We start from the raw sequence: 12,418 nt of genomic DNA, 5'->3' as shown, positions 1-12,418 counted from the left end.
TAAAAAAAAATAAACAAAACTGTTTATTTCATAATTTCACATATAATGGTGGGACTAAATGGACTTGAACCATCGACCTCACGCTTATCAAGCGTGCGCTCTAACCAGCTGAGCTATAGTCCCAAAAAGAGCAACAGAGATATTATATATTTGTTCAAGCACGATTGCAATATATAATAACAATATTTTATTTAATTTTTATTTAATATTCTTATAATAAAAATTTATATTTTTAAAAGTAAAAAAAATTTTTTGTATAATTTATTCATACAAGGTTTTTTATTAAGAGAGGATTCAGAATGACAAAGATTAAAATACATATCTTAAAAATTGAAAAATGAAATCAAAATTTAGGAAAAGAAGCAACACTAAATGATGATGATATAAAAGATATAAATGAGAATGAAAATATAGAGAAAATTAATGATGATATTATTGCAAAATCACCTACGTTTTCATAATCATATTTTTATTGTATATTTATTAAAATTTTTAATAAAAAATACTAAATATGAATTAAGTAAAATGATATAATTTATATATAATTTACTTGTTAAATTATATAAGTTTGAGAGGTAAAAAAATGAATGGCAATAAAAATGAAATGAAAATAAAACTCAAAGAAATTTATTTATTAAAATATAAAACAAATCAAAGTGATGACATAAAATATAAAGCATTTGAAACATTAGAATTAGCAACACTATTTCATCTAAGTTTTAAAGAAATAGTGACAAAATTTGGATATCCTAATCGCGAAATTATTCACTATGAAATTATTGTAATACCATTTAATTTAGATGCAAGTAGAATATTGAATCAAATTAATAAATCAAAATAATATTAAGAAAATATTTGAATATTTTCTTAATATTATTCATTTATATAATTAATTAAAACTTTGCTTATACAATCAATAATTGTAAAAACAATATAAATTTGTTATCATTTTTACATAAAATAATATAGTTCTTAACTTATTATTTTTATTATCTAAAAATGTTTTTTTATATTTAAAGAGGTATCAAAATGAAAAAAGTTAAAATATTACAGTTAACAACTATAATATTATTTGCAATCACGGTTTTAATTACAATTACTGGTTTATACTTAATTTGATTTAGTAACTTTTATTTTAAATTCGATAATAAGGAACAATGTCATTCAAATTTTAAAGATGGATATACAATATTAAAACATTTTGGTTTAAATTATACTATTAGCACTTCGGCAAGTTCTTTCTGTAACTTAAATCATTTTCCTGATAATTACTATCCTTGAATTCAATTACAGATTGGAGTTATCTTTTGTATAATTATCGTTCCAATTTTATTATATACAGTATTTCTATTCATAGTAATTATTTTTATTTTTAAAATAAAAGAAAAAAATAATAATTTTTGAGATGCAATCGAAAATTGTGAAATTATTAATAATTACTATGTTCATTAATTTTTATTAATATACTTTATCTTATTAATAATTTAAAAACTAAATATTTTCTAAATATTATAATATTTTTATTATAATGTTTTTTATTTTTTTTAATAATTTTATTTTATTCTTTTAAAAAATAACTTCCCTTGATAATTTTGATTAGTTTTATCACTATAGTTTTTGCTTCCAATATATAAATTATTATCTGCAAGTAATAAACTTACTACCGCACCATAATCTTTATTTCAACCAAATACTTCAGTAAAAGTAATACCACCATCAGATGACTTATATAATCCACCTTTAAAAAATTTATTATCAATAACTTGAACTCTACTTCCAACATATAAATCATTATTAACAAAAGCTAAACTTCAAATCTCACCATAATTTTTATTATTTCTTCAACCAATAGTTTCTGTTATTTTTTCTCCTTTAAGAGAAAGTTTAAATAGTCTACTTTCATATAGTTGATTTCTACTTCCAATATATAAATCATTACCAAAAACTATTAAACTCCAAACTTCACCATTATTTTGATTTCATTTTTTTAACAATTCTAATATTCCATTAGGCTTAAATATTAATAAATTTCCAGTATATGTACCAGTTTTAGTACCAATATACAAATCATTATCAATAACCGCTAAACTTCTAACTTCACCATATGTTTCAATTCAATCCTTAATTTCTGATACTTTTTTATTAGATTCAATCATAAATAACTTACCATAACAATCAGAAGTTCTTGTTCCAACATATACATTATTACCCATAGCTACTAAACTATAAACTTCTCCTGTTATTTCTGATATTTGTGTCAAAATATTTTGTTCAGGAGAATATCTAAAAAGTCCATTAGCAAAAGTTGCTACATAAACAGTTCCATCATTAGTAACAACTAAACTAGAAATATAACCATTAATACCACTAATTGGTGTTATTATTTTGTCTTTTGTATTACTTGCATTATCTTTAATTTTATATACACTATTACTAGTTCCGACATATAAATCATTATTTATATTTAATAAAGTTGATATTGCACCATAAGATTCAGGTCAATTAAAAATATTTAATTTTTCTTGATATACCCCCTCATTTTGAACTAATATTTCAGAAATTGCTATAATACCCCCGATTAATCCACCAGCCAAAACTGCCCCACCAACCATTCCTACAATAACTTTTCTTTTTCTTTTAATTTCTTTTGGCATAAATTAAAATCTCTCCTTAATTTTATTAAATTTTTTGTAAATTAATTTTACATTATTATTAAAACAAATTATTGATATTCTTATTTTACACATATATAGTGTTTATAATAAAAACACCTCTAATTTATTTAAAGAAATACAAATTTTAAAAAAAAGAAAGTTATATAAATAAAAAAGTAAATTATAAACAAAAATAATATATAAAATTCTAGTAATACTATAATAATAAAAAAATATTAGATAATAGTAATAAAAAAAGAGTCTGAGACTCTTTTTTTATTATATTAACGTTTTGAAAACTGCGGTGCTTTTCTGGCTGCTTTTAAACCATATTTTTTACGTTCTTTTTTACGTGCATCACGAGTTAATAATCCAAATTGTCTTAATAATACTCGATAATCTTCTGACACCTTAACTAAAACATTAGATAAAGCTAAACGTGCTGCACCAGCTTGACCAGTTCTTCCGCCACCTTCAACTTTGATATTAATTTCAAAGTTTTCTAACGTATTAGTTACTTTTAAAGGTAATAACATATCTTGAACTAAGATTTCTTGTTCTAAATATTTTAAAGGCTCAAAACCATTAATTAATATTTTTGATTGACCAGTATTTTTTAAATGAACACGGGCAGTTGACGTTTTACGTCCGCCTGAACTTGAATAAGTTACGGGTTTATTAGATGTTGTCATAAAAGTCTACTCCTCTTGGCCTAATATTAAAACTTCGGGGTTTTGGGCTTGATGTTGATGTTGATCATGGTTATAAACATGAAGATGTGTAAATTGCTTACGACCTAAGGTAGTATTTGGTAGCATACCTTTAATCGCTATCTCTACTAATTCAGAAGCATCTTTAGCAATCATACTTTGTGCATTACGTACACGTAATCCACCAGGATATTGTGAATGGTTATAATACTTCTTATCTTGTAATTTATTACCTGTTAATTTAATTTTGTTTGCATTAATAATAATGATATAATCTCCACAATCTAAATGTGGTGTAAATGAAGGTTTATTTTTACCACGCAATATCATTGCAACTTTAGTTGCAAGACGTCCTAAAATTAAACCACTGGCATCAATAACATATCACTTTTTTTCAATGTTACTGAAATTCATTGTTGTTTGACGCATTTTTTTCTCCTTACAGTGTAATTTTTACCGGGACTACATTGCTTAAAGCATTAATAATTATATAGAAACTTATTTAAAAAAACAAGTATTATCAAAGATTTAATAATTATTTTTACACAAAATTATCGATTACAAAATAAATAATTAAAAGTTATAACTAACTCTTATAAAAATATTTATTTTTTAAAAATATAGTATTATTTTCTAAAAATAATTACATTAAACATTTTTTTATTATATATTATTTTTTTCAATTATAAACTTAAATTAAGACTTATTTAAAATACTTTTTAAATAAGTCTTAATTTAATTCTACAAAAATACAAATTAAAAAATATATACCAAAATATATCATTATTTAAACAATAAATTAAAAACTAAAAATAAATTAAAAGGAGAATAAATAACTATGAAAAATTTAATAAAACTAATGACAACATGTTCTTTATTAATGACAAACATAATCTCAACATTAAGTAATGCAAATTATAATACAAGTAATTTTCAAAATAATTTTTATACTTTAGGAGACAGTTTATCAGATGTAGGAGCATTGGTTGGTGCAGGAAGTCAATTTTTTCAAAATATTCCCCTCCCAGAGGAACTTATGAAATCTCATGATGTACAATTAAAACCTCCTTATTATCAAAATCGATCTTGATGTAATGGCCCTGCTGCAACCGAATTAATTAGTAAAAAATTAAAACAAAAAGTTACAGCTGGATGAGACTTTATAGCATTAAATGGTCAACATTTTTCACAAATAGGTACTAACTACGCTGTTGGTGGAACATTTATAGAAAAAGTTTATGGTCTTGAAGGTTTATTTTTAAATAAATTTTCACTTGATGAGCAAATAAAATCATTAATAAAACAACATAGTGATTTTTATAATGATGATTTAGTTTTTATAAACATTGGAACTAATGATTTAATGTGAATAATTGATCATAACATTACTGATATTGATAATGCTATTAATAAAATTATTAATAAACTTGATGAAGATTTAACAGAATTAATTAATAAAAATATTAAAAAAATAGTTATAACAAATATTGCTGATATGGGATTAATTCCTAACTATAAAGAAACTATTAATCAACAACCAATGACAAATCTTGTAAATAAATTTAACTTAAAATTAACTGAAGAAATTAAAAAAGCAAATAAAAACTTTGAAAAAACAAATATTAAAGAGTATGATGTTTTTTCAAAATTTAATAAACTATTTGAACAATTCAAAAATAGAGGAAGTCAATACCAAGATTCAAATGCTACTAAAATTGATATAAATACTCTTGGAAAAAATGGAATATTACAAACTCAATATGTTTCTGGTGCAAACTCACAAAATATTGATAACTATTTTTTTTAGATCAATTTCATCCAACAAAATGAGTTCAAGAACAAATTGCTAATGATTTATACAAATTTTTATACAAATTTAATAATAAAAATCTATTTGAAGTAGATTATCGTCCTGCTGCACATGATTGAATAAAAGTAAAAATTAGTTATGATAACTTTTTACATATCCAAAATATCTATAATACTGAAAAACAAGAAAATTTTAAACAATTATTTTTTAAAATTATCAATAAATTTGCAAAAGAAGACGATACTGGATTGGGTGGTAGTATAAGTCAAGATGATATTTATACAACAATAAAAGTTATTATTGATCATTTTCAAGAAATAAATAATTTTTTTAAAAGACTACCAGAAGATCAAGGAATAAGGCTTGTTACAAATAGAATTGGTTCATGAGATAAAAATGATAGTATGGGTGTTTTTAGTCAATAAATAAAAAATGGTATTAAAAATAAATAATTAAAAATTTTAATCAAGTTTACTCATAATAATTAACATTAAATATTTTTTATTGTATATTAATTTTTTCACATATAAACTTTAATTAAGATTTATCAAAACTATATTGCTTATCTTTAATATCATAATTATGAACTTAAATAAAAATTTTATTATAAATTAAAAGTAAATATTTTTAAATAAATCTTAAGATAATAATAAAAAGTTATATAAATTCATAAATATAAGTTTAAAATAATAAGTCTATCAATTATATTTATCTAAAAAATATTAAAAGTAAATAAAAAGGGGGTTTTATTAATGAAAATATTATTAAAAACATACAAAACACAACAAGATACAATTTACAAAAATAAAAATGGAGAAGAAATAAAAACTAATATAGAAGATTTGTCAAATATAGAAAGTAAAGAGGTTGTTCAAATTGGTTTTTATAAAAATCAACAAGGTGAAATTCAAGTGGTTAAAATGCCAAGAATAATTGAAAAAGTACCTGACAAACTACCATCAGAAATAACATCATTGCAAGAAATGTTTTCTGGTAGCTCAAAATTCAACCAAGACATTTCAAACTGAGACACTTCAAAAGTGACAAACATGACATCAATGTTTTCTCTTACACAATCATTCAATCAAAATATTTCAAAATGAAATGTTTCAAATGTAACAACTATGCATAATATGTTTGGTGGTGCTTCAAAATTCAATCAAGATCTTTCAAAGTGAAATACTTCTAATGTAACAAATATTAGTTACATGTTTTACTATGCAAAATACTTTAATGGAAATATTTCAAACTGAAATACTTCTAAAGTAACAGATATGAGTTACATGTTTTGTAACGCTCTTGAATTTGATAAAGAGCTTTCAACATGAAATGTAGAAAAAGTAACAGACATGCGTAGTATGTTTGCTGGTGCCGAAAAATTTAATCAAAACATTTCCGGTTGAAATGTTTCAAATGTAACAGATATGAATTTTATGTTCTATGACGCAAAAAAATTTAATCAAGATATTTCACAATGAAATGTAGAAAAAGTCATAGAATATATTGACTTTTTCTGGAATTCAGGAATAACTGATGACAAAAAATACCAAAATTCAATAACTAACTTTTTTAAATTAAATACTAAATTTTATTATATAAATTTAAATTATTTTTTAAAAAAATAATAACTAAAATTTAATGATATTTAATTGCAAAAATGAAAAATAATATTTGACAAATAACATTACTTATCCTATAATTAACAAGCATTCACGAAAGCAGCAAATAAGTATTATTAAGTTGCAAATAGTTTACCCTCAAAGATTATTCTTTTTATTAGTAGAATTTTCTATTAATCTTAATAGTAACCAGTGCTGTTCTGGCGAATTGTAAACTATCTTAATGAGAACTTATTAAAGTCTCTTTGTGTTTGTATACATTCCAAGGAGGTTTTTATTATGTCAAGATATACTGGTCCGGTTTTTAGAAAATCAAGAAGATTAAACTTCTCAATTCTTGAATCTGGTAAAGAATTTGCAAAAGGAAAAAAGCGAACATTCGCTCCTGGACAACACGGTCAAAAAAGAATTAAACTTTCTAACTATGGATTACAATTACAAGAAAAACAAAAAATTCGTTTCACTTATGGTTTAAATGCTCGTCAAATGAAAAATTTATTTGATGAATCAAAAAAAACTCATGGTGTTACTGGTACTAACTTGTTGGTATTCTTAGAATCAAGATTAGATAATATTGTTTTTCGTTTAGGTTTATCTTTAACAAGAAAAGGTGCTCGTCAATTAGTAAATCATGGTCATGTTTTAGTTAATGGTAAAAAAGTTAATATTCCTTCATATCGTGTTAAAATAGGAGATAAAATTACTATTACTGAAAAAGCACAAAAAAATGCAAAAATTATTGAAGCATTAAGCGCTAATGCTTCAACATTACCATTTATTGAATTCAATAAAAAAACATTTATTGGTACATATGTACGTCATCCACTACGTGACGAACTAAATACTGATATTAATGAAGCATTAGTTGTTGAATCATATGGACGTGCTTAAAATTAATAATTAATTTAAAATCTGTTATCAATTGATAACAGATTTATTTTTTAGATGGTAAATATCAATAAAAGCATTTATTATTTTTTTTATTTTTGAAAAAATAAAATATAAATTAATTATCTATTAATCAATTTCCTTAAAACAAAAGTACCAATTAATTTTCTACAACTACTATGTCAATTAAATTAAATGATATAATGTTAATTATAGATGAGTAAAGGAAGAATAAAAATGATTAAAAATGAAATTTCTGAAAAAATAGTTAGTATTACTTTTGTGATAGCTGTTATGATAACAGCTATTGGCTGATTAGGAATTAGTAAAAACAAAAAGAAATATTTAATTTTATGAATAGCTATAATTCCTTTAATTTTTAGTAACATATTTTCATTTTTTACTAAAAATTATTATGATAATATTTTACTAATATCAGTATTAACGATATCTTATTTAATTTATATAGGTTTTTTAATCATTAGTACTTATCGATTTATTAAGACAAAAGACAAAAAAGAAAGTAATAATAAACAAGTAGAAAATACTATTGATTTAATAAAAAATAAAATATTGTAAAAGTTACCCCAAAGGGTAACTTTTATATGTTCTCTATAAATAATGAACTTAATATAGGTTCATATATTATATAACATTATGAAAACTATTTGAACCATTACCATTATTAGGAATATGTTCTTGATTTGCTGCATCAATAAAATTTTGTTGTCTTGTTAATGGACCATTTTCTAAAATTTGATTAATTCTTGTTTGTAAGTCAGGATTATTAGGTTCTTTATATTTATTAGCATTCTTTCATCTTGAATTTGGTGTTTCAATTTCTTCTTTTCTAGTAACTAATTCTTTATATATTTCTTCTAATTTTTTAAACTTTTCTAATTCATCAACATTATTAAGAGCATTTACTATTTCTTTTAATAGTTGGATATTAATTCGATGTTGAAGTGACATATAAAAAGGATTATAAGAAACAGAATATCCTGCTTTACTTTCTGCATTATAAATTTTCTCTTCAACGTCTATATAGTCATTAATATTATTAATTATTTTACCTATATTTATTCTGAAACTGTCAATCATATTTTTCTTATATTCTTTAGGTGTGTTTTCTAATGTTTTTCTTAATAAATCATCTAACATATTCTTTATCTTCCTTTGCTTATTAAAATTAACTTAATAAAAATCCTAATATAGAAAATATCTATACTAGGAAAGAACATTTATTAAATTACTAGGTAATAATATCATATTTTTTTTTAAAACACAAAGAAAAATTACTACTCCAGTTATAAGTAAAAATTAAATTCCTCAACTATTTTTTTATTTTTATTAAAACGGATTATAAATATTTTTTAAATTTTGAATAATATGTTCTCTTACTATTACATCTTTAATTGAATTAGTAAAAGCAGAAATTTTAGGCTTTAAAAGATTATAACGACCCATATTTTTTGGAAGTGTAGTATCTATTCTTGGCATATCTTTTAAATTATTATCAAATACTTGTACTACTTCCGAATATAAATTAAGTATATTAGCATAAGCATTAAAAACTAATACCATATCATTAACATCTAAAAAATTATCAACTCCGTGTTGTTGCAAGAGTTCTATAATTATTTTTTTATTAGCATTGATATCACCTGTTGATTCCATTTCTTTTAGAGCATTAGCAATTTTATCGGTTTCATCTACTCTTAATATACCTATCATTTTTAACTTTTCAACAGTACTATAACATTCCTCATAAGTTGTATTATTTTTTAATTCATTTATACTCTGCTTTAATGTTTCACTATTTTGATATAAATCAATAACAGTGTTAATGTCTGTTACATTAACATTTAAAAAAGGAAGATTATTATCAATACTACTAAATATTTTATGAGTAACAGAAGTTGTTGGTATTTCATTTTTAATAACACCATAACTTAATAATTTATTACCGAAAACACTAGTACCCATCATAATTATTATGATACTACCTAAAATACTCATTCTAATAAAATTAATTAAAATTCCCGCTGTAGCATTTATTGCTTTGTGTTCAATTTTATTTTTATTAAAAAGTACAAAATATAAAATAATATAGATTATTCAAAATAAAATATTAATACCAATAATTCAAACAATAGCATATATCAAAAATCCAATATTATCAGTTAATAAATTCTTAAATGAAGCAAAACTACCGCTAAGGTCACTAAACCATGGTGATACCATATTTTTAAAAGAATCTATTAACATTGGTTTAAATGCCAACATTAAACCAATACTAAGTAAATTACCAGCGCTAATAAATGTTAATGCTCTTCCCCCAATAAAAAAGCCAGTAACAATACCAAAAATAATAATAGCAAAAATAATAATATCCCATAATAATGGAGAAACATTAATAAATATCATATTTAAATACCCTTCCTTATTTATGAACAACTATAAAATAATGACGCTTACCTTTTTTAATAACTGTTACTTGATTATTAATTGCGTTTTTTTTACTAATAAGAAAATTTATATTGGTAATTTTTTCACCATTAACAACAATTGAACCTTGAATAATTAGTTCTCTTGCTATTCTTTTTGAATTACAAATTTGATTATTAACTAAAAAATCAATTATTTGTTCATTATGATTAAGATTAAAATGTGGTACATCTTTTAAAACCTGTAAAATCTCAGATGATTTCATTTGATGAATCCGGTCGTGGAAAAAAGCATTAGTAATATTAATAGCACTAAAATATCCATTTAATTTATGAATAAATACTGTTAATAAAGCTGCTAAAATCTTTTGTCCATAATGTTGCTTAACATCACTGTTATGAATTACTAAAATTTTTGCTATTTGTTCTTCACTAAATAAAGTTAAAGAATTAAAAAAAGTAGGCAAATCTTTATCTTCTTGATTAAATAAAAATTGATATAACTCATAAGGCGAAGTTTTTTCACTATTTAAAAATATAGCACCTTTTTCGCTTTTACCAAATTTTTCACCATTAGATTTAGTTAATAAATTAATAGTAATACCGGCAGCATGATGTTCATCACCTTTTTGTTTTCTAATTAAATCTAAACCGGAAGTAATATTTCCTCATTGATCACTACCACCAGATTGAATATAACATTGCTCTTTTTCATATAAATGATAAAAATCATACGCTTGTAATACCATATAAGAAAATTCAGTATAAGAAATTCCAGAATTTAAACGATTAGCAATCATTTCTTTGCCTAACATTTGATTAACATTAAAATGCTTACCAATATCACGCAAAAAAGTTGTAATTGTTAGTGGGCCTAATCATGTTTGATTATTAATAATTTTAATTGGTTTAATTTTATTGTTTAATGTTCCCAATGGTAATTTTAAAAATGTAATTCAAGTTTCTACATAACTATCACAATAATTTAACAATTGTTTAAAGGAAAGATTATTTAAATCACTTTTCATAGTAATTCACTTTTGATCAAAATTACAAATTTCATATAAAGTTTTTAGTAATGATGCTGATAATCCTAATTCTTCTCAAGGTAAGGGCAATGTTTTTAAAATACTACTTAAAGTCTGTTGATATTGATTATTTGGATTAATACTTTTAATAATCATCTCTAATGTTTCATATTCTTTATCATTTAATAAATTACATGTTTTAATTAATTCTAATGATGTTAAATTATCAATATTTTCATAACTTAATAATGTCACTAACTGCTCTTTTATTTTTCTAACATTAGTTTGTAACACATTTTCATCTAATAAATTACGTTCTTTATTTTTACCACTTGGATCACCAATCATTGCCGTTGTACCACCAATAACAGCAATTGGTTGAAAACCAAATATAGCAAAACGATGCAATAAAATAATTTGTAGTAAATTACCCAAATGTAATGAATCATTACTTGGATCAAAACCACAATATATTCCTTTTCCTAATTTTCCTGCATTAATTACTTTATCTATGCTACTAATATCTTTTAAGATATTACGTCATTTTAATTCGTCAATAATATTGGATTTTATTATATTATTCATAGCATCTCCTATTTATTTTCATCTAAAATATCATCAACTAACAAATCAATAGTTGTAATAACTGTATCGTTATTATTACTTGCATTATTGTAATTAATAGATGTAGTTTCTTTAAATATTTTATCGCGAAATTCTAGATAGCGCGATGGTAAACTATCATATATTTGTTGTTGTTCTCTATTTTTTTTAATTTGTGCAATTCTAGTATTATCAAGATTACTAGAATTATTATACGCTACTTCTTTTTCACGAAAAATATTTTCTTTAGTTTTTTTATCAACATATTGCTCAATAGTGCTAGAACTGCTATCAGCTTTTTTAATATTAATTGGAATCGTAGTTATTTTTTGATGATTAAGACCAAATATAGGTGAAATAATACTACTTAACTGATAAGGTTCTTTTTTAGCATTATCAACATTAGTAGTAACATTTTCAATTTCAACTTCTGTATTTTCTATTGTCATAATAACTCCTTAATGATAATCAATAATTAAATTATAACATTTTAATGATTAATTATTCCTAATATAAAGTGAATAATTTTCATAATCTTCATTAAGATAAAAAAATTACTAGTGAATATCAATTAATTTTATAAAAAGTACTAATACTTTTCTCAAATTTATTTTTAATAAAAAATAAAATAATAAAAAAGTAGTACTTATTTATAAAGT

At 22.5% G+C, this 12,418-nt stretch carries 15 protein-coding genes and 1 tRNA gene; 8 read left to right on the top strand and 8 right to left on the bottom strand.

Translation table 4 applies throughout. The features are described from left to right. Positions 1-46 precede the first annotated feature (46 nt). Positions 47-123: transfer RNA gene (locus AACK83_RS01835), tRNA-Ile, on the bottom strand. 176 nt (positions 124-299) lie between these two features. Between AACK83_RS01835 and AACK83_RS01830 the strand changes: the two genes are divergently transcribed. From AACK83_RS01830 to AACK83_RS01820, 3 genes are all read left to right on the top strand, one after another. Then, on the top strand, positions 300-461 hold the full coding sequence (locus AACK83_RS01830; protein ID WP_252319474.1) for a hypothetical protein: 162 nt from the start codon (positions 300-302) through the stop codon (positions 459-461). Between the two features lie 122 nt (positions 462-583). Continuing rightward, complete coding sequence (locus AACK83_RS01825; protein ID WP_281748997.1) at positions 584-841, top strand: hypothetical protein; 258 nt, start codon at positions 584-586, stop codon at positions 839-841. 188 nt (positions 842-1,029) lie between these two features. Next, entirely contained in the window at positions 1,030-1,452 is a 423-nt protein-coding gene (locus AACK83_RS01820; RefSeq protein ID WP_338958986.1) for a hypothetical protein, read from the top strand. Between the two features lie 101 nt (positions 1,453-1,553). On the opposite strand, the gene AACK83_RS01815 is transcribed toward AACK83_RS01820, so the two are convergent. The 3 genes from AACK83_RS01815 to rplM all read right to left on the bottom strand — a co-directional run bounded on the left by AACK83_RS01815 (position 1,554) and on the right by rplM (position 3,793). Continuing rightward, a complete protein-coding gene (locus AACK83_RS01815) occupies positions 1,554-2,654 on the bottom strand; it encodes a hypothetical protein (protein ID WP_338958984.1) in 1,101 nt (366 codons plus the stop codon). Between the two features lie 284 nt (positions 2,655-2,938). Beyond that, positions 2,939-3,346 carry a 30S ribosomal protein S9 gene (gene rpsI, locus AACK83_RS01810; RefSeq protein WP_252319874.1) on the bottom strand — a complete coding sequence of 136 codons (408 nt, stop codon included), beginning with the start codon at positions 3,344-3,346 and terminating at the stop codon, positions 2,939-2,941. Positions 3,347-3,352: 6 nt separating this feature from the next. Continuing rightward, entirely contained in the window at positions 3,353-3,793 is a 441-nt protein-coding gene (rplM, locus tag AACK83_RS01805) for a 50S ribosomal protein L13 (protein ID WP_252319876.1), read from the bottom strand. A gap of 409 nt (positions 3,794-4,202) precedes the next feature. Here rplM and AACK83_RS01800 point away from each other — a divergent pair, with 409 nt between their 5' ends. From AACK83_RS01800 to AACK83_RS01780, 5 genes are all read left to right on the top strand, one after another. Beyond that, positions 4,203-5,171, top strand: a complete 969-nt coding sequence (locus AACK83_RS01800; RefSeq protein ID WP_338958982.1) for an SGNH/GDSL hydrolase family protein — start codon at positions 4,203-4,205, stop codon at positions 5,169-5,171. Between the two features lie 251 nt (positions 5,172-5,422). Continuing rightward, positions 5,423-5,599, top strand: a complete 177-nt coding sequence (locus tag AACK83_RS01795; RefSeq protein ID WP_338958979.1) for a hypothetical protein — start codon at positions 5,423-5,425, stop codon at positions 5,597-5,599. A gap of 327 nt (positions 5,600-5,926) precedes the next feature. Further along, on the top strand, positions 5,927-6,799 hold the full coding sequence (locus AACK83_RS01790) for a BspA family leucine-rich repeat surface protein (RefSeq protein ID WP_338958976.1): 873 nt from the start codon (positions 5,927-5,929) through the stop codon (positions 6,797-6,799). 273 nt (positions 6,800-7,072) lie between these two features. After that, positions 7,073-7,684, top strand: coding sequence for a 30S ribosomal protein S4 (rpsD, locus tag AACK83_RS01785; RefSeq protein WP_174480874.1), 612 nt, complete (start codon positions 7,073-7,075; stop codon positions 7,682-7,684). A gap of 234 nt (positions 7,685-7,918) precedes the next feature. Further along, a complete protein-coding gene (locus AACK83_RS01780; RefSeq protein WP_338958972.1) occupies positions 7,919-8,260 on the top strand; it encodes a hypothetical protein in 342 nt (113 codons plus the stop codon). Between the two features lie 66 nt (positions 8,261-8,326). Here AACK83_RS01780 and AACK83_RS01775 read toward each other — a convergent pair whose 3' ends face one another. From AACK83_RS01775 to AACK83_RS01760, 4 genes are all read right to left on the bottom strand, one after another. Further along, positions 8,327-8,842 carry a hypothetical protein gene (locus AACK83_RS01775; RefSeq protein ID WP_338958970.1) on the bottom strand — a complete coding sequence of 172 codons (516 nt, stop codon included), beginning with the start codon at positions 8,840-8,842 and terminating at the stop codon, positions 8,327-8,329. A 189-nt stretch (positions 8,843-9,031) separates the two neighbouring features. Beyond that, positions 9,032-10,108: a hypothetical protein gene (locus AACK83_RS01770; RefSeq protein WP_338958967.1), complete on the bottom strand. Its 1,077-nt coding sequence runs from the start codon at positions 10,106-10,108 to the stop codon at positions 9,032-9,034. A 16-nt stretch (positions 10,109-10,124) separates the two neighbouring features. Continuing rightward, positions 10,125-11,741 carry a tyrosine--tRNA ligase gene (gene tyrS, locus AACK83_RS01765; RefSeq protein WP_338958964.1) on the bottom strand — a complete coding sequence of 539 codons (1,617 nt, stop codon included), beginning with the start codon at positions 11,739-11,741 and terminating at the stop codon, positions 10,125-10,127. An 8-nt stretch (positions 11,742-11,749) separates the two neighbouring features. Then, positions 11,750-12,208, bottom strand: a complete 459-nt coding sequence (locus AACK83_RS01760; protein ID WP_338958961.1) for a hypothetical protein — start codon at positions 12,206-12,208, stop codon at positions 11,750-11,752. Between the last annotated feature and the right edge of the window lie 210 nt (positions 12,209-12,418).

The organism is Spiroplasma endosymbiont of Tiphia femorata, assembly GCF_964020225.1.
In the GTDB taxonomy this organism is placed as follows: domain Bacteria; phylum Bacillota_I; class Bacilli_A; order Mycoplasmatales; family VBWQ01; genus Spiroplasma_E.
Note: the sequence above shows the minus strand (reverse complement) of the source record. Positions and strands in the feature narration are given on the sequence as shown.